Here is a 22151-nt window from a genome sequence, read left to right on the forward strand (position 1 = left end):
TTTAGTAGGCGTTTTCCTGGTTGATGATGCGCACCGGTGTCAGCATCAGGATGTAGAGGTCGAACAGCACCGACCAGTTTTCGATGTAATAGAGGTCGTGCTCGACGCGTGCCTGGATCTTGTCGGGCGTGTCGACTTCGCCGCGCCAGCCATTGATCTGCGCCCAACCGGTGACGCCCGGCTTGACCTTGTGACGTGCAAAGTAGCCGTCCACCACCTCTTCCCAGAGCTTGTGCGCGGTATGGGCATTGACCGCGTGCGGGCGCGGGCCGACCAGCGACAGGTCGCCCTTCAATACGTTGAACAACTGCGGCAGTTCGTCGATCGACGTCTTGCGAATGAAGCGACCGACCGGCGTCACGCGCGGATCGCCGCGCGTCACCACCTTCTCGGCCTTGATGTCCGCCTGATCGGCATACATCGAGCGGAACTTCATCACCGAGATCACTTCGTTGTTGAAGCCGTAGCGGGGCTGGCGGAACAGGATCGGTCCCTTCGACGTCGTCCTGACGGCAATGGCCGCGCCGAGCATCAGCGGCGACAGCGCAACGATGGCCAGGCTGGCTATTGCGACGTCGAACACGCGTTTCGATACCTGCGACCAACCGGTGATGGGACGGTCGAACAGGTCGAGAAATGGCACCCGGCCGATGTAGGAATAGGAGCGCGGGCGGAGGCGCAGCTTGCTCGAGTGGGCGGACAGGCGGATGTCGACGGGCAGCACCCACAGCTTTTTCAGAAGTTGAAGGATGCGCACCTCAGCCGTCGGCGGCAGGGCAACAATGACGAGATCGACGGCAGCAAGGCGGGCAAAATCAACCAGGTCGGAGGTGTTGCCGAGCTTGGGGAAGCCGCTCTTGCTCTCGGGACTTCGGTCGTCGTTACGGTCATCAAAGATGCCGAGAATCGCCAGTTCGTTGCCGCCGGTCTCTTCAAGCGCGGTGATCAAGGCCTCGGCCATGGCGCCGCCACCGAGGATCACGGCCCGCTTCTGCAGGCGACCGGCGCGGGTGAGCCGGCGCGTCGCCAGCGCCGTTATGGCCGAGGAAAGGCCCAGCGTCATCACGCCGGCCACATACCAGACCGGGAACCACAGACGTGCGATGTCGGGCACGCCGTCGCCAATGACCAGCAGCACGGAGACGAAGCCGAACACGCTCGACCATGCCACCAGAAGCTTGGCGAAACGCCGGGGGTGGTGGCGCAAGAGCGACAGGTCGTTGGCACCGAGGACTTGGGCAACGATGAGCGTCAGGAAGGCGGCACCGACGGGAATCGTCGTGGTCAGGCCGGCCAGCGAAACCGAAAACAATGGCAGCAGGGCGACACCAACCACGGACAGGCAAAACCATTCGAATGCCGCGGCAAGGCCGCTTACCAGCGATGGAGCGATGGAAGCATTGCGATAGTTCTGGGCGACCGTTGCCGCCGTGGCCGCAAGGGGTGAAGCAGGTCCGGTGGCTGGCTCTGTGGTGCTCATCACTATCCATTCCCAAGGCGGCCGAAACCGCCAAGATGCTGCAAAAGTCCTGAAATGAAGTAAAATTGCGGACAATCTGCCCGCCTAAACGCCGGCAACTTCCAGCGTCAAAACAGCCGCTGGGCAACCTTCAACACGTCGCCAGGCCGCACCAGGGCACTCGGTGGCAGCGTACCCGTATAGGTCTTGCCGTTCAGTCGGCGCGATACCCCGATGTGGCGCTCGTCGGCACGCGAGGTAAACCCACCGGCGATAGCAACGGCGGTCTCGATGCTCATGGTGTTGACGTAGGTATATTGGCCGGGATTGCGCACCTCGCCCATGATGAAGAAGGGGCGATAGGTGTCGACCTCGACCGTCACATCGGGCTTGGTCAGATAGCCGTTCCTGAGGCCTCGGGTGAGGGCGCCCGCCACCTCCTGCGTGGTCAGGCCGCGCACTGCGACGTTGCCGACCAGGGGATAGGCGATGTAGCCCGCCTGATCGATGGTGAATGTGCCCGACAGCGCCGTCTGCTCGAAGACGGTGACGCGTAATTTGTCGCCGCTGTCCAGTCGGTATGGACCGTCGAGCCCGTCCGGAACGGACGTGCCTGGCAGCTGCCGTTGGGGCAGGGTCGTGCAGGCGCCGAGGCCGAGCAAAGCCAGACCGAGAAAGGCGCGTCGCTGCATGCGAAAATCCCCACGAAATCAGCGCGAATACGTGGGACGACCCTAGTCCGGCATGGTTAATGAAAGGAAAATGCTGTTCAGCAATTCTTTATGAAGTCTTGGCGCGCTGATCAAAACGCCGGTGCCAGTAACAATTTTGCGATGCTTAACGGGCTGGTTACCATACCCGACCATGCTTTTGGCATGCAAAGGCAAGCTCGACCCATGAACGTGTTCGGCCCAACCCCCGCCGGTGAGGCGGGAGAGGGCCTGCGTCCGGCTGGTTTCCGGCTTGTTTTGAGGCGAGCAGCTCTCGTGTTCGCACTGGCTGTCTCAGCTGCCGCGGCGACTCACGGCCTTTTGTCGACCCTGCCGTCGGGCGTTGAGGTCGGGGCCAGTCTGACCATCGACCGAAAGGGCGCGGCTGAAAGCGTCGTCGATGCCGCTTTTCTTGAGGCGCAGGCCAAGCTCATTGCCTCTCGCGATACATTGCGTCGCGCAGCGAGCGAGCTGGGTGTCAACGAGGCCACGGCGTTTGCGCAGCCACCATTTCAGACGCGCATATTGGCGGCGATCGGGCTGGGAGGCGCCAGCAAGCTGGTCTCGCCGGACGAGCGGCTGACCGATGCGTTGGCAGCGCGATTCTCCGCTGCGCCATCCGGACGTGGCCGGGCGATCAACGTCCGTTTTTCGGCTGAAAATTCCGATTTTGCCGTCCGCTTCGTCAACCGGGTCGTCGCCGACTATCTTTCCCTTCAAGGCACGGATGGTGGCGTCGGCGCGCGATTGGTGGCGGACGCGGCACCGATCGAGGAGGCGGCAAGCCTTTCACCTTCTTCAGGGGCTTGGCTGGTTGGGCTGTTAGTGCTGGCCTCGGGCGGGATCGCGGCAGCCTTCGGTCGCTGGCACCGGCGCGAGACGATCGAATTGCCCCAGGAAGCGCCGCTTGCCGTCGGTGCCCTCGACTCCGTGGATCCCGAGGTGTCCCACGACGAGGCTCCTCCGGCGGTAGAAAAGACTGTCCCGCCTCTCGCCCCTGCACCGATTCCTTCTGATGCTATTCCCGGCGTCGATCTCGCCGGGCGTCGGCGGGTCGCGGTCGCCTGCTTTGGCGAAGGCGACGAGAACCGGCGGCTTGTCGACGAACTTGCCCGTGAGGGCGGCTTCAATGGCGCACGCATCGTCGTGGTCGATGCCGGTCGACGTACCGACGATCGACCGGGGCTCGCCGAACTCCTGGCTGGCGAAGCGGATTTCGCCGACGTCATTCAACGCAATGCGACTTCACGGGCCCATGAAATCGGCGCCGGTCGCCTGCCGCTGGCGGCGCTCGCCGAAGATACGGAGGCTGCCGCCATGCTTCTCGAAGCGCTGGAGCAGACCTATGACCTCGTGCTGATCGACCTGGGACGGCTGCGTGCCGATCCGGCCTTCACGCTGTTCGCCCGGCTCGCAGGCCAGCTCATGCTGACCGGAGATGCCGATCCCGGAGCCGTCGACACGCTGCTCGCCGCCCTCGGCCGACGAGGCGTCACGAGCATCGTACGCGTGGCTGCGCCGGCCGGCGACATGGCGGCCTGATCCTTTAAATTATAAGTCTAGCCCTCGACGCGCCGGTCGGCTCGCGCCATCCAGGCGACGAGCAGGCCGGCTGGCGGCACCCAGAGCAAGCCGGCTACGACGTAGTAGACGAGCTGCCACCAGAAGTTCACGCCGGGCAGCATTGCCACGCCGATCACCATGGCGATCAGCGCATACACCGGCACCGTGATCACCAGGATGATGGTGCCGATCAGCTTTCTGAGACTTGAGGACACGCCTGCCTCCGCCGTTCCTAGGGAGCGAGCTTCAGTGAAACTGTGGCTTGCTAGGCCGTGGGACTCCGACATGCGCCTCCGGAAGGTATCCGCGAGCGCGAATGTCGGAGTGAACCACTCGTCAGTCGATGCGGGCGAGCGCCTGCTCAAGGTCGGCGATGATGTCGGCAACATCCTCGATGCCGATCGACAGGCGCACCACGTCCGGCCCGGCACCGGCCGCCACCTTCTGCGCATCGGTGAGCTGCTTGTGCGTCGTCGAGGCAGGGTGGATGACCAGCGAGCGGGTATCGCCGACGTTGGCGAGGTGAGAGAACAGTTCCACGCTCTTCACCAGTGTTACGCCGGCCTCGTAGCCGCCCTTGAGGCCGAAGGTGAAAACGGCGCCAGCGCCCTTCGGCGCGTATTTCTGCTGCAGGCCATGATAGCGATCGCCCGGCAGACCGGCGTAGGACACCCAGGCCACCTTGGGATGGTCGGACAGGTATTCGGCGACTGCCATGGCGTTGTCGACGTGGCGCTGCATGCGGAGCGGCAGCGTCTCGATGCCCGTCAGGATCTGGAAGGCATTGAAGGGCGAGATGCAGGGGCCGAGATCACGCAGGCCGAGGGCCCGGCAGGCGACGGCGAAGGCGAAGTTGCCGAAGTTCTTGTGGAAGACGAGACCGTTATACTCCGGCCGTGGTTCGCACAGCATTGGATAGCGGTTCTCGCGCGACCAGTCGAAGTTGCCGGCGTCGACGATGATGCCACCCAGCGAGTTGCCGTGACCGGCCAGGAACTTGGTCAGCGAGTGCACCACGATATCGGCACCGTGTTCGATCGGCCGACAGAGGTAAGGTGTCGCCAGCGTATTGTCGACGATCAGCGGCACGCCGGCTCGCTTGGCCACATGAGCGACGGCTTCGATATCGGTGATGATGCCGCCGGGGTTGGCGATCGATTCAACGAAGATCGCCTTGGTGCGCGGCGTCACCGCCTTCTCGAAGGAGGAGGGATCGGCCGGATCGGCCCAGACGACGTTCCACCCGAAATTCTTGAAAGCGTTGTTGAACTGGTTGATCGAGCCGCCATAGAGCTTCCGGGAGGCGATGAACTCGTCACCGGGCTGCAGCAAGGTATGGAAGACCAGAAGCTGAGCGGCGTGGCCAGACGCTACGGCGAGCGCCGCGACGCCACCCTCCAACGCCGTCACGCGCTCTTCCAGCACGGCCTGTGTCGGGTTGGTCAGGCGACCGTAGATATTGCCGAAGGCCTCAAGACCGAACAGTTTGGCCGCCTGATCGACGTCCTCGAAGACGTAGGACGCCGTCTGATAGATGGGGGTGATGCGGGCGCCGGTGGTCGGGTCGGGAGCGGCGCCGGCGTGGATGGCAAGCGTCGAAAATCCGGGGGTCTGTTCGGTCATTTGTCTCTCCCTCATCGCCTCTTGGCTTGGGCCGACCAAGCCGAAAGACCGGGCCGATAACGAGCGCTGCGGATCGATCGGCGCGTCGGCCGGCATTTGGGCCGACACCCTAATCCTTCGACCGGCGACGAGACAAGGGCAGCTTCAGCTTTGGCGTCTGCCGCCCGACAACCGGCCGGCTGCCAGCGCGGCCGCGGCCAGAAGCGCGCAGAGGAGAGCGCCAATCAGCGGCAGGCGCGGTCGTCCGATGATTGCGGCCAGGAAAGTCAGCGGCGGCACTTCACTCTTGAGGCGTTTCTCGCCGCTTCGGATAGCTGCCGGGTCGCCCAGCCAGAAGCGCTCAAGGAAATACAGGCGAGCCTCGCCGATCGGCTGCCCTTCGAACTCCACACCGAGCAGATGCCGCTGGTCGTCCGGCCCGTTGCCGAAGGCGCAACGCAGACGGCCTGACCGACTGCCGAACAGGTCGCTGATGCGATAGTCGACGGCGAAGACCGCAAGCAGGCTATCGGAGCGCGTCAGTCCGTCGACGACAAGCTCGCCGTTTTCCTCAAGGGCGGGCAGGACATTGAGGCAAGCATGGGCGTCGCGGTAGCCCTCCGCCAGCCACCAGCCCTCGGTGGCGAACACCGCGGCGATGGCCGCGGCGGCGGCGATCGTGAGAAGACGGGCCGACCGCACGTCAGCCCTTCAGCTTGCGGGCGACATCGCGGGCGAAATAGGTGAGGATGCCGTCGGCGCCGGCCCGCTTGAAGGCGAGAAGGCTTTCCATCATCGCCCGCTCGCCGTCCAGCCAGCCGTTGCGGGTTGCTGCCATGATCATCGCGTACTCACCGCTGACCTGATAGGCAAAGGTGGGCACCTGGAACTCGTCCTTGAGGCGTCTGAGGATGTCGAGGTAGGGCATGCCCGGCTTGACCATGATCATGTCGGCGCCCTCGGCGAGGTCGAGCTCTGCCTCCTGGATCGCCTCATCGGAATTGCCGGGATCCATCTGGTAGGTGCGCTTGTCGCCGCGCAGCGTCTTGTTCGTGCCGATGGCGTCACGGAACGGACCGTAGAAGGCCGAGGCATATTTGGCCGAATAGGCCATGATCTGCACGTGCTCGAAGCCGGCATCATCCAGCGCCGTGCGGATGGCACCGACACGGCCGTCCATCATGTCGGAGGGGCCGATGATATCGGCGCCAGCGCGTGCCTGATTGAGCGCCTGCTCGCAAAGCACGGCCACGGTCTCGTCGTTGAGGATGACGTCGCCTTCAAGAAGGCCGTCGTGACCGTGGCTGGTATAGGGATCGAGGGCGACGTCAGTCATCAGGCCGATGTCTGGAACGGCCGTTTTGATGGCCCGGAGCGCCCGGCAGATAAGATTGTCGGGCGACAGCGCCTCGCTGCCGTTCTCGTCGCGTCTCGTCGGATCCGTGTAGGGGAAAAGAGCGATGGCGGGGATGCCGAGGGCGGCTGCCTCGGCGGCGTCGCGCACCGCTTCGTCGACCGATAGGCGCTCGACGCCGGGCATGGAGGCGATCGGCGTGCGCACGCCGACACCATCAATGACGAAGATCGGCCAAATGAGATCATCCACCGACAGGCGGGTTTCGCGCACGAGGCGCCGCGACCAGTCGGTCTGGCGCAGGCGGCGCATGCGGCGGCCGCTCAGAATGGCGCGCATGTCAGGCGTGATAGCGCCTCGGGAGAAGGGGGTGTTCGCGGTCATAATGGGAAATCCTGCCTGCGGAAAGCGGAGCCGCTTTAGCACGGCGCAGCCTCCGGCTCTATACGCGGGTCATGATTTGATCGATACTCCGGCGCAAAATTGAGGCAGCCGAACAAACTGAAAGGAATACCGGATGAGCGGCAACGGCGAACAGCGGCAGCCCGAGGGGCTCGATACCGGGCTCTGGAGCAGGTTCGATGCTCGCCTGACGCTGGTCATCTATGTGCGATTTCTGTCCGCGGTATTTCTGGTTGCCGGTCTTCTGCGCTGGGCGACCATCCTTGGCTTCGGGGTTCCCAACGGCAACTTTCTGACGCTGTCATCACCGATCATCGTGGCGACGTTGTTTTTCGCCGTGGCCGATCTCGTGGCGGCGGTGGGGCTGTGGCTGCTGGCTTCCTGGGGCACGGTGGTGTGGATGATCAGCGCGCTGACCGAGACGGCGCTCTACAGCGCCTATAATCCGCAGTTCGGCCGAAACTACCCTCTCATGGTCTTCCACATCGGAACCGTGGCGGTCTACGCCGTACTGTCGGCTTATTACGAGCGGACACGCGATCGTTTGTGAGAGTCAACGAAGAGTTATTGCGTAAAATTTGCCAATTCGTCTCAACCGGCCTTCTCGACTAGAGTCGGGTCGATGAAAACTAGGTCGAATTTTGCGGATTCTCGCTGAAATTCATGGGGTCGTTGGTCTTTTAGGGCCGTAAAGCCCTGCTTTACCAAAGCGAAGACTCGGGTGGGTTTGGAGTCGCGTTAAACTAATATTCAGCTTGCCCCTTAAGCCGATTTTCAAAGCTCTCGGCTACTGTCGTGATCAAGGCGGACAAAGAGCCGCATCCAAAAAGTACGACAGAGAGGCTTTCCACCATGGCCAACGCCAAGCGCGCCTATGATCTTTATGCTAACGAGCCCGAAGAAGAGCAGGGCCTCCAGCCGCTCTACCTTGAGGCACTCCGCCTCGTGGAGCGTCTGCACCGCCGCCTGCTCGATGTCATCAAGGACGAGTTCGACCGTTCGGGCCGTACCGACGTCAACGCCGTTCAGGCCCTCCTGCTGTTCAACATCGGTGACAGCGAACTGACGGCCGGCGAGCTCCGGACGCGCGGTTACTATCTGGGGTCCAATGTCTCCTACAATCTCAAGAAGCTGGTTGAGATGGGATACATTCATCATCAGCGTTCGCGCATGGACCGCCGCTCGGTTCGCGTCAAGCTGACGGACAAGGGCCAGGCGATCGCCGATATCGTCGGCAAGCTCTACAACCGCCATATCATCTCGATCGAGACAGTCGGCGGCATCAACCGCGACGACTTCAAGGTGCTCAACAAGTCGCTGCAGCGTCTTGAACGCTTCTGGACCGATCAGATCCTCTATCGCCTGTAAGGTATTCCGGAAGCGCTCCGTGAGCTGGACTTCCGAAGTCGAAACAGTCGACTTCGGTGCGCTTTCGAACCATCAGGTCTTCGCCTTGCGTAACGGCCGCCGTTTGACACGGCGGCCGTTTGCTTTCTTGCCGCTAGGGCCTTCGGTTAATCGGATGCGCATGGCGTGGAAGTCAATGCGCGTGATTCATTCCGAATATCCATCGATCCACTGTCAATTGTGACATGGGCATTTCGAAAAAGATAATATCCGAAGGAAATACCCATCAGGGTGAACGCCGATACACGGCCTTTGCTGCCTCGTTAACCATTTTTTAACATTTTGATGTCAGATGTTAAGTGTATCGAGCATGTCGGTTGGAATGCTTCCTCCCCTTTCCTGAGACCGGATGCATCGAACGTCTCAACTCCTCCCGAGACGCGCTACTTGGCCCTGAGCGCCCTCCTGCGCTCAGGGTCTTTTCACGTCTTTTTGTTGCCATGCCATTTGATCGTGTCTGGTCTGCGCAGCTGGCAGAGGTATTTATAGTCCTCGATTTCGCCATGAATTCCCGATAAACGGCGTGCCATTGAAGCTGTCATGCGAGTCTGTTGCAGGCGCTTCGTTTGCACGGGAATCTGCTGGAAAGGCTCCGTTAACCAAGGCCGTTGTCCATTGGGCCAAGGTTTCCGACGCTGTTGCCCGATTTCCGGCGTTTGAACAGTTCGATCTGGAGTGCGGTCGTGAAGGGATCATTTTTGTCGATGGCGGCAAGCCGCCGCGGGGTGCTCAAGGCTGGCATCGCCGGAATGACGGCGATGGCGGCTTCTGCCTCCAAGGCCCAGACGCTGATGGCCCAGACGGAATGGACAGAAGGGTTCGACACGTCCGCTCCCGCCGACCTGTCGTCTCAGACGACTCGGCCGTCGATCTCCGGCCAGTCGGTGCTTTTTACCAACCAGGCCATCTCCCAGTATTCGTCCATCGCCGCGCAGGGCGGTTGGCCGCAGGTGCCGGCTGGTGGCGTGCTTCGTGTCGGCTCGGAAAGTCCAGCCGTAGCGACGCTGCGACAGCGTTTGATGATCACGGGCGATCTCGATCAGAATGCTGGCTTGTCTACCGCTTATGACACCTTCGTCGACGGCGCCGTCCGCCGCTTCCAGACGCGCCACGGCATCATTGCCAACGGCGTGGTCGACGACGCGACACTGCGTCAGCTCAATGTGCCGGTCGAGACGCGCCTTCAGCAGCTTCAGCTCAATCTCGTCCGTCTGCAGACGCTGCCTAATCCGCTCGGCGGCACCGGTGATCGCTACGTGATGGTCAACATCCCTGGCGCGGAGATCGAAACCATCGACGGCGATACCGTCCATTCTCGCCACCGGGGTGTGGTCGGCAAGATCGACAGGCAGACGCCACTCCTCAATACCAAGATCACCATCATCAGATTCTTCCCCTACTGGACGGTCCCGAAGAGCATCATTCTGAAGGACCTGATCCCGCAGATGCAGAAGGATCCGTCCTATCTCGACCGTCAGAAGATCCATGCGTTTGATCCGCGCTCGGGCACCGAGGTTCCCTGGCAGTCGATCGATTGGAAAACCGATCAGGCGGTCAACTACATGTTCCGCCAGGAGCCGGGCGACCTGAACTCGATGGGCACGGTGAAGATCGATTTTCCGTCGCCAGAAGGCGTCTATATGCACGACACGCCCAGCAAGGGGCTGTTCGGTGGCAACGACCGCTTCCATTCCTCGGGTTGCGTGCGCGTTCAGAACGTTCGCGAGTACGTCTACTGGATCCTGAAGAATACCCCCGACTGGCCGAAGGATCGCATCACCGAGGCGCTGACCTCCGGCGAGCGCATCGATGCGCCGGTGGCCGATCCGGTGCCGCTCTATTTCCAGTACATCACCGCCTGGGCGACGCCGAACAACACCGTGGAATTCCGCGACGACATCTACCAGCGCGACGGCTTGGGCGTGCCGATGTCGCCCGAAGCGCAGAACCAGGCGCAAGCCGGCTGAATTTTGGCGCGTGTCATGCTAGCTTCGGCCCGTCCGGTATATCCGGGCGGGCTTTTGTTTTGACGGTGCTGGAATGGCGGAACAATCGGGAGAGCGAGAGGTCTATTTCGAGTTCATCGCTCTCGGCAACACCGTGCGCGTTTCCGCCATCTGTTCGGTGACCGGCACCGAGGTCCAAGTGATCGGCCCAGTTGGCGCGGCGCGCCACGATCTTGAGCGGTTGGCGCTCGGAAAGCTTCAGCGGCGGCTTGCCGAGACCAAGGCGCAGCCGTTGCCGGCCGCCAGCCGGGGAGGGTTCACGGTCTAAATGCGTCCCGAGCTTACCGAAACGCTTTCTTTCCTCCACGCGCTTTCCAAGCGAGCGGGTGTCGTGCCGGTTCTGTTCGGCACCGCTGTTCTGGAAATACTCGGCATTGGTGACTTTCACGCCGCAGATATCGACGTCATTGTCGATGCCGAGCAGGCCAGGGCTCTGGCGTCGGCGGCTGGTGTCGATCCGGGCGGGGAGGGTGGCAACGACAAGTTCCGATCGACGGTGCACCTCCATCTCGCCGGTGCGCCGCTTGTCATCGACGTCATGGCCGGCATGAGCATCCATGCCGCCGACGGCTGGGTGCTTTACGAGCTGAGAGAAACCGTGGAGATCGAAGCTGATGGCAGGCGATTCCACGCCGTCTCGCTGGCCGATCTCAATCGATTCTATCGTCTTGCCGGCCGCGCGAAAGACAGGGCCAAGATCGCTGCGCTCGACGTCTTGACCGCCTGAATCGCCCGCATATTCGATTTAAGCAGGGCTGCCGGCCACCGGATGGGTGGTCCTCAGGTTGATGGCACCCCCCCGCCCGTGATAAGCGACGCCCGTCACGGGCGCGCGTGACGCCGGGGCATTTCGTCCCGGTCAGTCCGGCCCAAGAAACGTCCCTTGACGGAACGGAAACCCAAATGTCCAACACGACCAGCGCAGAGCTTGCCAATTTCTTCCATAGCTCCCTCGCCGAGGTTGATCCCGCGATCGCCTCTGCCGTGGCGAAGGAGCTCGGTCGTCAGCAGCATGAAATCGAACTGATCGCTTCGGAGAATATCGTCTCCAAAGCGGTTCTCGAGGCGCAGGGTTCCGTTCTGACCAACAAGTATGCCGAGGGTTACCCAGGTAAACGCTATTATGGCGGTTGCCAGTATGTCGATATCGCCGAAAACCTGGCCATCGAGCGCGCCAACGCGCTGTTTGGCAGTAAGTTTGCCAACGTGCAGCCCAACTCGGGCAGCCAGGCCAACCAGGCGGTATTCCTGGCGCTCGCCAAGCCGGGCGACACGGTGCTCGGCCTCGACCTTGCTTCCGGCGGCCATCTGACGCACGGCGCCAAGCCCAACATGTCGGGCAAGTGGTTCAACGCGATCACCTATGGTGTCCGTGCTCAGGACCACCGCATCGACATGGATCAGCTTGTGGCGCTGGCCAAGGAACACAAGCCGAAGATCATCATCGCCGGTGGCTCGGCCTACAGCCGCGTCTGGGACTTTGCCGCCTTCCGCGCCATTGCCGACGAGGTGGGCGCCTACCTGATGGTGGACATGGCGCATTTTGCCGGTCTCGTTGCGGCCGGCGAACATCCTTCGCCGTTCCCGCATGCGCATGTGGTGACCACCACCACCCACAAGACGCTGCGCGGACCGCGCGGCGGCATGGTGCTGACCAACGATGAGGACATCGCCAAGAAGATCAACTCGGCGGTGTTCCCTGGCCTGCAGGGCGGCCCGCTGATGCATGTCATTGCCGGCAAGGCGGTGGCTCTGCTCGAAGCGGCCCAGCCGGCCTACAAGGCCTACATCAAGGCGGTGGTCGAGAATGCCCGCGTGCTATCGGACGAGCTGAAGCGCGGCGGCGTCGACATCGTCTCCGGCGGCACGGACAACCACCTGATGCTGGTCGACCTGCGTCCGAAGGGCCTCACCGGCAAGGTGGTCGAAGCCGCCCTCGGCCGTGCCGACATCACCTGCAACAAGAATGGCGTGCCCTTCGATCCGGAGAAGCCGACCATCACCTCCGGTATCCGCCTCGGCTCGCCGGCCGCTACCTCGCGTGGTTTCGGCGCTGGCGAGTTCAAGGAGATCGCCAACCTGATCCTGCAGGTGCTCGATGGCCTGAAGGTCAACGGTGAGGATAAGAACGACGGCGTCGAGGCGGCCGTGAAACGCCGCGTCAAGGCGCTGACCGACGCCTTCCCGATCTACAGCTGATCCAAACAGCACAAAAAACAAAGCCGCCGCGTGGGATATCCATGCGGCGGCTTTGTTTTGGGTCGCAGACGAAAAGCCTGGGATCAGGCGGCGTCCTTGTTGCTCTTGTCGAGGCGGTGGAGGAACTCGATACTGCTGACCGCCTGGTCGACACTGTTCCGATGGCTGGCGACGGTCGACGACAGGTCGGCAATCGAACGCTCGAAATGGCCGCTCTGAGCGAAGATTTCTTCTACGTTGCCAACGATGTGCTTGTAGCGTTCGCCTTCCTCGGAAAATTCCACCTTGGTGGCCTCGATGATGAGGCCGAGTTCGCGAAGCGATTCCTCGATGTTGGCGATCGCCGTCTGCGTATGGCCAAGCGTCGCCTTGGTGTCATTGGCGAGCTTTTTCACTTCGCCGGCCACCACGCCGAAGCCTCTGCCAGCCTCGCCGGCGCGGGCCGCCTCGATGGTCGCGTTGAGGGCCAATAGGTTGGTCTGGCCGGTGATGTTGTCGATGACTGCCACGACCTGCCGCAACGCTGCCAGCGCGTCGTTGAGGCCACCAAAGCGAGCGGCCAGCGCCTCCGTATTGGAAGGTTTACCGCTGTGTTCGGAGCGAGAGCCGACCATGGCCGCTCTGATGCCGGCCATGACGTCGCCGATATTGGAAATCTCCGACAAGGTGCCTTCGATCTTCGAGGACATCTCCAGATAGTCCGACACCTTATCGATGACGCCGGTTCTCAGGCGATTGAGGATCTCGACGCGCTTCAGCCGGTTGCGAGTGAAGTAATTGACGAAGCTTGCATAATGGATCGCAAAATTGTCGAGATAGTCGTCTTTGAATTCCTGCTTCACATCGGAGAAGAAGACGATCGCCGACAGGGTCTGATTGATGTTGATGCCGAACAGCTCCCCGTAGGTCGAGAAGCCTGCTACGGGGGCTGGCCAGATACCGCCGGTTCGCGACAGTGCCTCGGCGTTGGACAGTCGGCGCAGGATGCAGTCGTTCATGAGAACGCCGGCCGGCTTCGGCTTGCCGCGCAGGAAGCGTTCGACGTCGGTCCGGGTTTGCTCGAGAAAGTCGGTCTGTTCCAGCAGCGTCAGATCATCGCCCGGGCCGATATCGCAATAGAAGTAGAACACTTCTTTTTCGACATCGATCCTGGCCACCGAGCGAACGAACAGCTCGTTGCCCAGTTCGACGCCGAATGCCTTGCCTTTCAAGGCAGCCTCGAGCTTCGCCGGCTCGACCCTCAGGGTGGTGGACAGGGCTTTGACGAGCGAGACGACCTGTCCGGTCTTCTCGTCGATGACGGCGCTGACCGACCGACGGTCGGGATCGGCATCGACCACGACGAAACTCGGGCCGATTTTGCGGAAGTTCTGGCTTTTCATAACGCTGTAGCGCTGCCCCGGCGCCATCTTGACGAAGGCGACGACCGCGTGATCCTTGACGATCTGCCGGCCATCGAACAGCAATGTTTCCGTAAAGGTCAGCGCATCGCCGGCGGAGCCGCCGATAAACAGGCAGGGGAAGCGGCCGGCTTCATACACCGCCTCCATGAAGTAGCTTTCCGACATCGACAGGCCGTCGACGAAAGTCAGGGCGAAGGTCGACTTGGCGTCGAGATGCATGGCCGGTTTGACGCTGCCCAGCGCCGAGATGATCTTGGCAATGCGCGTTCCGTGCGACATTTTCGACTGGCCCGCTCGCAGGTCTTGCGACGAAAGCGGGACCGAGAATACTTCTACCTTTTCGATAAGGGCAGGCGAGAAGATCTGAACGACCACGTTCTGCCAGCTGCCATCCGTCTCGCAGTAGATCTTTTCGCTGCCACGAGCGCATAGCTCACCGGCCGTTGTCGTTGCCACGACCTCGGACGAAGGGGCGAGCGACTTGATCCTGCGGGTCACGCTGGCGAAGTCCACCTTGGGCGAGACAAAGGCAAGGACCAGACTGGCTGGGCGACCATCGAACAGGAAATCGTTCGAGCCAATGCTGGAGAGGCTGGCGTCCGTTCGCAGGATGCGCAGTGGCTCCGCTGCGGTGCGTGGCGCCTCGGCCTGCACCTCGGCCCCCTTGCCGCTGGCCACACCCACGATGGCCTCACGCGGCGCCTCGTGCTTCGACAGTACTTTGCCGAAAAATCCCATTCTATCCCCCAGAGTTCAGCATCCGCCCGCGTCTCTCCAACTTCATCTCTAGGCGTTGAGCGTTAACGTTGTGCTATTTTGAATGTGTATTATTTCTCTTGCGACTTTTGTCGCAGTGCCTCGTGCTGAGGCCACCTTGCTTTTCGTGCCTCGCTGGGGACGGTCCTTATTTAGCTTCGTCGGTCATCCAGAAGGCGCTTCCTATTAGCTTCTCGCCGCAGCTGTCTTCGTGCGATAGCATAACTGCTCAGCCGGAGAGGGACCGTGGCCGTTCGACGTTTTGCGCTGGTAGTGGTGGCAGCCGTGACGATATCGCTTGTCGTCGGCGGCTCGCTTGTGACGTTCGGCTTCCTGCGTCTCGTCGATGCCACGCCGCCTGTCGATCTGTTTGCGCCGACGTCGCAAGTCGTCACGGCGCGCAACGGCGAGATCTTGCGGGCCTATACCGTCAGTGATGGACTGTGGCGCTTACCTGTCGATCCGGCCCGCGTCGATCCGGCCTATGTCAAGCTGCTGCTGGCGACCGAGGATGGTCGCTTTCGCGAGCACACCGGCGTCGACCCGAAAGCACTTCTCCGTGCCGGCTGGCAGTTGATGACCCACGGCCGCATCGTGTCCGGCGGGTCGACCTTGACCATGCAAGTGGTGCGTCTTTCGGAGCGTCTGCATACCCGATCGCCGAGTGGCAAGTTCGGCCAGATCGTCAAGGCGTTGGCCCTCGAACGCTTCGCCAGCAAGGATGACATCCTCGCTGCCTATCTCGGTCTTGCGCCGTTCGGCGGCAATATCGAAGGAGTGCGCTCGGCCTCGCTTGCTTGGTTCGGCAAGGAGCCGTCGCGCCTGACGCCTGCCGAGGCGGCGTTTCTGGTCGCGCTGCCGCAGGCGCCTGAGGCCCGGCGTCCGGATCGCGACCCAGTCGCCGCCAAGGCAGCGCGCGACCGCATCCTGAGGCGTGCCGTCGACAGCGGCGTTCTTTCCAAGGCCGATGCCGACGCAGCTATCGCCGAGCCGGTGCCGACCCGGCGGCGCGATTTCCCACTGCTGGCCGCTCATGCCGCCGATCGAGCAGTTGCGTCCGCTCCCAAAGAAGGTGAGATTCGCCTCACCATTGACAGCAAGCTGCAGGCCTCGCTCGAAGGCCTCGCCGCCGAGCGGGCAAGCGCCATCGGCCCCAACGTTTCCGTGGCAATCATGGTGGCGGAGGAAACGAGCGGTGACGTGCTGGCGTCGGTCGGGTCGGCGGGACTGTTCGACGAGAGACGGGCCGGTTCGATCGACATGACCAGGGCGATCCGCTCCCCGGGCTCGACGCTCAAGCCGTTCATCTATGGTCTCGCCTTCGAAGCCGGAATTGCCCATCCCGAGACGCTGGTGGAGGACCGGCCGACTGCCTTCGCCGGTTACACGCCCAACAACTTCGACAAGACGTTCCGTGGCACGGTGACGGTGCGGCAGGCGCTTTCGGAAAGCCTCAACGTACCGGCGATCCAAACTCTGGAACTGGTGGGGCCGGCGCGGCTGATCACGCGCTTCCGCCGGGCTGGCGTCGAGGCGAAGCTGCCGGATATGGCGCCGGCCAATCTTGCGGTCGGTCTCGGCGGCGTCGGGCTGACGCTCGACGATTTGACGACGCTCTATACGGCATTGGCCCGGGGCGGCCGGCCGATCGCGCTTCGCGAGCGGGTGGATGCCGTAGGACCTGCCGAACCACCCAAGCCGCTGATGGACGAACGGGCTGCCGCCTATGTGACCGATATCCTGGCCGGCCCGCTTGGCGCGACCAAGGGGGATGTGCGCGTCGCCATCAAGACGGGTACCTCCTATGGCTACCGCGATGCCTGGGCGATGGGCTACGATGGCCGCTACGTGGTGGGCGTCTGGGTGGGCAGACCGGATGGCGCGCCTCTCCCCGGTCTGATGGGCGTCGATGTCGCCGTGCCGATTCTCGCCGATACCTTCGTTCGGGCGGGGGGCACCACCCGATTACCGCCGGAGCCACCGGGCCTTCTCAAGGTATCCAACGCCGAGCTGCCGCCGCCGCTTCAAAGGCTGCGCGGCGCACGAGCGGCGGTGGCGTCGAGGGACGCCGGGCCGGAAATCGCTTATCCGCCGACGGGTGCCCACGTCGATCTCGGTTTCCGTGCCGGCTCGCCGCAGCCACTTGCGCTGAAGGTCCGCAATGGCAAAGGGCCGTTCACGTGGCTCGCCGATGGAGCGCCGGTGGCGCAGGAGCCGTGGGCGCGGCAGTTCAGCTATTTCCCAAAGGGCGCCGGTTTCGTGACGCTGTCGGTCATTGACGGCGAGGGCAGGGCCGATCGGGTCACCGTTTTCGTGGAATGACGGCCGCTGACGCTTGCGTTCCGGTCTTCAGAAGAGCATGCCACGTCTCCGTTAGACTACGGAAGGCGAGGGGCGATGACCAGGAAAGAACGGGTGGCGCTGGTATCGCTGTTCGCCAGCATCGGCCTCACCGCCGCCAAGCTCATCGTTGGCCTGTTGATCGGCTCGCTGGCGCTGGTTACCGACGCGCTGCATTCGGGAACCGATGCCATCGCCACTCTGGTCACCTTTCTGGCGGTGCGCTTCGCCGACCGGCCGGCTGACGACGACCATCCCTACGGTCATGGCAAGTTCGAAGATCTCGCCGCGCTCGGGGAGGGAACGCTGCTTCTGGTGCTGGCCGGCGGCGTTGCCGTCGAGGCCTGGAATCGCTTTGTTGGCGCGGCGGCCCCACCCTCGGTCAACTTCATTGCCTTTGCCGTGTTGGGCGTGGAGATCCTCATCAACCTGTGGCGCGCCCGTGCGCTCCACAAGGCGGCCGTTGAAACCGGCAGCCGGGCGCTTGCCGCCGACGCCATGCACTTCCTATCCGATGTCGCTTCTTCGACGATCGTCATCGTCGGCTTCGTCGCGACCATCTATGGCGCCGACTGGGCCGACTCGGTGACGGCGGCGGCCATCGCCCTCTTCATCGGCTGGCTGGGCCTCAGAATGATCCGCCGCACCGCCGATGAGCTAACCGATCGGGTGTCGCCCACCATTGGCCGGACGCTTCGCAGATTGTTGCAGGATCTGCCGGGCGTGGTGGCTATCGATCAGCTCCGGGTGCGCGCCGTCGGTCCCCGACATTTTGTCGACATATCGGCAGGAGTGCCGCGAACTTTCAGCCTGAGCGAGACGGCTGCGGTCAAGCGAGCCATGGCCGCGACAATTTCGGCGGAGATCGCCGACTCCGAGGCGACGGTCAGCTTGCGACCGATGCCGATCGACGACGAGAGTCTCAGGGAGAGAGTGTTCCTGGCCGCCTCGCGCGAGCGCATCCCGGTACACCACATCACCATTCAGCATCTCGGCGATCGTCTGTCGGTATCACTCGACTGCGAGGTTGACGGCGCCATGCCGCTCGGAGAAGCCCACGAGGTGGCGAGCCGTCTCGAAGCGGCTATCCGCGCCGAGATCGGTGCCGAGATCGAAGTGGAAACGCATCTGGAGCCGCTCTATCCCGATCTGATCCCCGGCGCCAAGCTGCCGGACGATCGGGTTGCCGCCTATGCCGCCGTCCTCAAGGAGGCGGCGGAACAAAATGGCGTCTCGGACATCCACAACGTTCGGGTCCGCGAAATCGACGAAGGCGTGTTCGTCGCCTTCCATTGCCGCTTCCCACCGGCGCTCAGCGCCGCCGAGGTGCATCGCCGTGCCGACGCGGTGGAACGGGGCGCGCGGATTGCCTTCCCGGAGATTCGACGCATTGTCAGCCATCCGGAGCCCTTGAGGGAATGACCGGCTGGTGCACCCGCCACGGATAGCGAACCAGGCTTTTCAGCGTGGCGTCATGCCACGCCGATGCGCAGCAGATCGAGGGTGTGCAGGACGCCGACCGGCTTCTGGTTTTCAACGACGAACAGCACGGAAATCTTGCGATTTTGCAGCAGGTCGAGCGCTTCCGCCGCGAAGATCTGGGGTGCTACGGTGACCGGTTTGCGCGTCATCACCTCAATGACCGGCGTTTCCAGCTTGGCGGCGCTCAACTGCGGGCCGAGATCGGAATGCACGAAGCGGCGGAGGTCACCATCGGTCACTACGCCGACCAGACCGCCATCCTTCCCGGTGACGCCAACCACGCCGAAACCACCTGAGCTGATCGCCAGGATGGCGTCGGTCATTCGGCTGCCTTCGTCAATGATGGGCAGGCGGTCGGTATGCATGATCTCCGCAACGCGTCGAAGCTGCGAGCCGAGCTTGCCGCCCGGATGCACGATATGGAAATCTGCTTCCGAGAAACCCTTTTTCACCATGACGCCCATCGCAATGGCGTCACCGATGGCGAGTTGGAGTACGGTCGAGGTGGTCGGCGCCAGGTTGTGCGGGCAGGCTTCGCGCACTCTGGGCAGAATGAGAGCTACATCGGAGGCGGCGGCCAGCGTCGATTCGGCGCCGGCAGTCAGCGCGACGACCGGAACATCAAAGCGCTTGGCGAAGGCCAGCACGACCGCGAGTTCAGTGGTTTCTCCCGACCAGGACAATGCCAGGATGACGTCGCTGCCGTCGACCATGCCGAGATCGCCGTGACCGGCCTCGGTGGGGTGGACGTAATAGGCGGGTGTGCCGGTGGATGAAAACGTGGCGGCCAGTTTACGAGCAATATGGCCGCTCTTGCCAATGCCGGTGACGATGAGCCGCCCCTTGCCGTTGGCGATGATGTCAATCGCCTTGTCGATGGCTTTGCCAAGCGGGCCGTGCAGTGCGGCCTCTTCGAGGGCAGTGACGCCCGTACGGGTGATTTCGATGGCATGCAGCGCCGCTGCGAGGGCGGGCTTGGGGAGCGGGCTATCGGTCATGTCGGCTTAGATCCGCGTTTATTGGCTGGTCGCCTTGTTAGTTCATTGCGTCAGGATGTAAAGCGAGCCTTGTGGCAGCACCGGGACAAAAAAGACGGATACTCGGCTTTTGCACCTGGTTTTCGTCAAGAAGCCGCAATCGTGATAGACGGCTCGGATGGTGCAATGGAGACGGACGATGGCGGAGTTGTCGGTTGGTCAGGCTGAGGTTGCCGCAAAGCCAATGGCAATGAAGGATGTCTACGCCGAGGGACGGGGGCGGCGGCTGGCTGGCCTCGTGCTGGTGGCGGTCGCCACACTGTTCTCGCTCGGCACCTTTGCGCTGATTTCCAATCTCCTGCCGATACCGCCGACCACCGATATCATCCGCGGCGTGTTGGTGCTCGACGGCCTTTTGCTGGCCGCCATGATTTTCATGGTCGGCCAGGAGGTGTGGCGGCTCGGCTGGGCGTGGTTCGAGGGACGGGCGGCGGCCCGCCTGCATCTGCGTGTGGTGGCGCTGTTTGCCTTCATTGCCGCCTTGCCGGCCGTGATGGTGGCTGTGGCCTTCACGGTTTCGCTCAATCAGGGCTTTGACCACTGGTTCGAATCGCGGACGCGCCAAGTGGTCGATAACGTGCTGACGGTGGCGAGCGCCTACATGCAGGAACACGCGCGCGTGCTGCGCGCCGATCTCATCAGCATCGCCACTTCGCTTGACGCAGCCAAACCCCTCTATGACTACGAGCCGACCCGGTTCGAGAATCTGGTGCGACTACAGGCCTCGCTGCATGGCTTGCAGAGCGCCTATCTGCTCGACAAGAACGGCAACGTCATCGTGCGCTCCGACATCGATCCCAGCGTCAAGACGGTCATGCCGACAGTGGAAGCGATCAACGAGGCGCGCAAGGAGACGGCGGTTCTGCTGCAGCCCGGTCAGTCCAATCAGGTTGGAGGTCTCCTGAAGCTCAGGACCTATGACGAGACCTATCTCTATATCGTCCGTCTGCTCGACAAGCAGGTGCTGGATAATCTGAAGCTCGCCCGCGACAGCGCCATGGAATATCGCGAGCTGGAGAACAACCGCTCCGACGTTCAGATCGGCTTCGCCATGATCTTCGGCGGCATGTCGCTCGTCTTCCTGCTCGGTGCCATGTGGGTTGGTCTGTCGTTCGCCAATTACCTCGTGGCGCCTATCCGCCACCTGATCAACGCCGCCGATCGGGTGGCGCATGGAGATCTTTCCGCCGCCGTGCCGGTTGGCGCGACTTCGGACGACATCTCCAGTCTTGGCGCTTCCTTCAACAAGATGACGGTGGAGCTCAGGAGCCAGCGGCAGGAATTGATCTCAGCCTCGGAAGAGGCGGAACGTCGGCGACGGTTCACCGAAGCGGTGTTGTCGGGCGTGTCGGCCGGCGTTGTCGGCATTTCCAACGACGGCCACGTTACCATCGCCAATGCGTCGGCCTTGTCACTGCTCGGGGTGGATCTGTTCAGTTTCGTTGGACGACTGCTGGTCGACGAGGTGCCGGAGCTGACCCATCTCCTCTTCACTGCGCTCCGCGATGAAGACACGGGGCGATCGCACCAGGAGACCATTGCTCTGGTGCGCGGCAACCACAAGAGCACCGTGTTGGTGAAGGTCACGCCCGACCGGTCGCTGGATCGCGAGCATGGTTATGTGGTGACGCTCGACGATATCTCCGAGCTGGTTTCGGCGCAGCGCACATCGGCCTGGGCGGACGTCGCCCGGCGCATTGCCCACGAGATCAAGAATCCCCTGACGCCGATCCAACTCAGCGCCGAGCGTATTCGACGGCGGTTCGGCAAGTTGGTGGTGGACGACGACCGGAGGGTGTTTGATCAGTGTGTCGACACCATCGTGCGGCAGGTAGGTGACATCGGCCGTATGGTCGACGAATTCTCGCAATTTGCCCGCATGCCCAAACCGTCCTTCGAGGAGCGCGACCTTGGCGAGAGCGTGCGCGAGGCGGTGTTTCTGCTGGGCGTCGGCCATCCCGAGATTACCTTTGAGGCGCATCTGCCGGAAACGCCGCTCAAGGGCCACTTCGACCACCGACTGATCAGCCAGGCAGTGGCCAATCTCGTGAAGAATGCGGTGGAAGCGATCGAAGGGTTGCCCGAAGGCGAGCGGGCGGGGGCGCGCGTCGACGTTTATGGCCGTGAGGCCGGCGGTTTCAACATCGTCGAGGTGGTGGATACCGGCATTGGCTTGCCGACCGCCGAGCGGCACCGGCTTTTGGAGCCCTACATGACGACGCGCGAGAAGGGCACCGGTCTCGGCCTTGCCATCGTGCGCAAGATCGTCGAGGAGCACGGCGGCAGCATCGATCTTCTGGACTCACCAAGGGTCGCCGAAGGCGGACACGGAGCGATGGTCAGGATCAGTCTGCCGACGGATCCCAACAGAACGGGTTGATTGTGGATAGTTTGCAGTCGATAGGGCTTCAGATCGTGTGACATTTATGTT

The 22151-nt window shown here is 62.7% G+C and carries 18 protein-coding genes; 10 read left to right on the forward strand and 8 right to left on the reverse strand.

Annotated features, from left to right (window positions below; genetic code table 11):
* Window position 1: 1 nt before the first annotated feature.
* Together G522_RS28075 and G522_RS0121345 are read right to left on the reverse strand one after the other, a co-directional pair.
* The gene (locus G522_RS28075; RefSeq protein WP_051229010.1) at window positions 2-1480 is read right to left on the reverse strand and encodes an undecaprenyl-phosphate glucose phosphotransferase; all 1479 of its coding nucleotides are present in this window, start codon (window positions 1478-1480) and stop codon (window positions 2-4) included.
* Between the two features lie 107 nt (window positions 1481-1587).
* Window positions 1588-2151 carry a polysaccharide biosynthesis/export family protein gene (locus G522_RS0121345; RefSeq protein WP_026792775.1) on the reverse strand — a complete coding sequence of 188 codons (564 nt, stop codon included), beginning with the start codon at window positions 2149-2151 and terminating at the stop codon, window positions 1588-1590.
* A 294-nt stretch (window positions 2152-2445) separates the two neighbouring features.
* Between G522_RS0121345 and G522_RS0121350 the strand changes: the two genes are divergently transcribed.
* Window positions 2446-3711 (forward strand): hypothetical protein, encoded by a 1266-nt coding sequence (locus G522_RS0121350; RefSeq protein ID WP_169453572.1) that lies wholly within the window; start codon window positions 2446-2448, stop codon window positions 3709-3711.
* A gap of 17 nt (window positions 3712-3728) precedes the next feature.
* On the opposite strand, the gene G522_RS0121355 is transcribed toward G522_RS0121350, so the two are convergent.
* From G522_RS0121355 to hemB, 4 genes are all read right to left on the reverse strand, one after another.
* A complete protein-coding gene (locus tag G522_RS0121355; protein WP_026792777.1) occupies window positions 3729-3947 on the reverse strand; it encodes a DUF2842 domain-containing protein in 219 nt (72 codons plus the stop codon).
* A 121-nt stretch (window positions 3948-4068) separates the two neighbouring features.
* Window positions 4069-5355 (reverse strand): O-acetylhomoserine aminocarboxypropyltransferase, encoded by a 1287-nt coding sequence (locus G522_RS0121360; protein WP_026792778.1) that lies wholly within the window; start codon window positions 5353-5355, stop codon window positions 4069-4071.
* 144 nt (window positions 5356-5499) lie between these two features.
* Window positions 5500-6036 (reverse strand): hypothetical protein, encoded by a 537-nt coding sequence (locus tag G522_RS0121365; protein WP_026792779.1) that lies wholly within the window; start codon window positions 6034-6036, stop codon window positions 5500-5502.
* A gap of 1 nt (window position 6037) precedes the next feature.
* The gene (gene hemB / locus G522_RS0121370) at window positions 6038-7027 is read right to left on the reverse strand and encodes a porphobilinogen synthase (RefSeq protein ID WP_051229012.1); all 990 of its coding nucleotides are present in this window, start codon (window positions 7025-7027) and stop codon (window positions 6038-6040) included.
* 178 nt (window positions 7028-7205) lie between these two features.
* Here hemB and G522_RS28080 point away from each other — a divergent pair, with 178 nt between their 5' ends.
* The 6 genes from G522_RS28080 (at window position 7206) to glyA (ending at window position 12702) form a co-directional block, all read left to right on the forward strand.
* Window positions 7206-7640, forward strand: coding sequence for a DUF6163 family protein (locus G522_RS28080; RefSeq protein WP_051229013.1), 435 nt, complete (start codon window positions 7206-7208; stop codon window positions 7638-7640).
* Between the two features lie 302 nt (window positions 7641-7942).
* Window positions 7943-8458 carry a transcriptional regulator LdtR gene (gene ldtR / locus G522_RS0121380; RefSeq protein WP_026792781.1) on the forward strand — a complete coding sequence of 172 codons (516 nt, stop codon included), beginning with the start codon at window positions 7943-7945 and terminating at the stop codon, window positions 8456-8458.
* Window positions 8459-9180: 722 nt separating this feature from the next.
* Window positions 9181-10464, forward strand: a complete 1284-nt coding sequence (locus tag G522_RS0121385) for a L,D-transpeptidase family protein (protein WP_245586707.1) — start codon at window positions 9181-9183, stop codon at window positions 10462-10464.
* Between the two features lie 73 nt (window positions 10465-10537).
* On the forward strand, window positions 10538-10771 hold the full coding sequence (locus tag G522_RS28085) for a DUF6898 family protein (RefSeq protein ID WP_036840386.1): 234 nt from the start codon (window positions 10538-10540) through the stop codon (window positions 10769-10771).
* Window positions 10772-11230, forward strand: coding sequence for a hypothetical protein (locus tag G522_RS0121395; RefSeq protein WP_026792783.1), 459 nt, complete (start codon window positions 10772-10774; stop codon window positions 11228-11230).
* A 176-nt stretch (window positions 11231-11406) separates the two neighbouring features.
* Window positions 11407-12702: a serine hydroxymethyltransferase gene (gene glyA / locus G522_RS0121400; RefSeq protein ID WP_026792784.1), complete on the forward strand. Its 1296-nt coding sequence runs from the start codon at window positions 11407-11409 to the stop codon at window positions 12700-12702.
* 83 nt (window positions 12703-12785) lie between these two features.
* Here glyA and G522_RS28090 read toward each other — a convergent pair whose 3' ends face one another.
* The gene (locus G522_RS28090) at window positions 12786-14843 is read right to left on the reverse strand and encodes an FIST N-terminal domain-containing protein (protein ID WP_084633328.1); all 2058 of its coding nucleotides are present in this window, start codon (window positions 14841-14843) and stop codon (window positions 12786-12788) included.
* Window positions 14844-15107: 264 nt separating this feature from the next.
* Here G522_RS28090 and pbpC point away from each other — a divergent pair, with 264 nt between their 5' ends.
* Both pbpC and G522_RS0121415 read left to right on the forward strand, forming a co-directional pair.
* Complete coding sequence (pbpC, locus tag G522_RS0121410) at window positions 15108-17183, forward strand: penicillin-binding protein 1C (protein ID WP_169453574.1); 2076 nt, start codon at window positions 15108-15110, stop codon at window positions 17181-17183.
* A gap of 75 nt (window positions 17184-17258) precedes the next feature.
* Window positions 17259-18623 carry a cation-efflux pump gene (locus tag G522_RS0121415; protein WP_026792786.1) on the forward strand — a complete coding sequence of 455 codons (1365 nt, stop codon included), beginning with the start codon at window positions 17259-17261 and terminating at the stop codon, window positions 18621-18623.
* Between the two features lie 50 nt (window positions 18624-18673).
* On the opposite strand, the gene G522_RS0121420 is transcribed toward G522_RS0121415, so the two are convergent.
* Window positions 18674-19681, reverse strand: coding sequence for a KpsF/GutQ family sugar-phosphate isomerase (locus tag G522_RS0121420; protein ID WP_026792787.1), 1008 nt, complete (start codon window positions 19679-19681; stop codon window positions 18674-18676).
* Window positions 19682-19859: 178 nt separating this feature from the next.
* Between G522_RS0121420 and G522_RS28095 the strand changes: the two genes are divergently transcribed.
* Window positions 19860-22100, forward strand: coding sequence for a sensor histidine kinase NtrY-like (locus G522_RS28095; protein ID WP_210162958.1), 2241 nt, complete (start codon window positions 19860-19862; stop codon window positions 22098-22100).
* The last annotated feature ends 51 nt before the right edge of the window (window positions 22101-22151 follow it).

Origin of the sequence: Pleomorphomonas oryzae DSM 16300, assembly GCF_000422965.1 — a bacterium.
GTDB lineage: Bacteria > Pseudomonadota > Alphaproteobacteria > Rhizobiales > Pleomorphomonadaceae > Pleomorphomonas > Pleomorphomonas oryzae.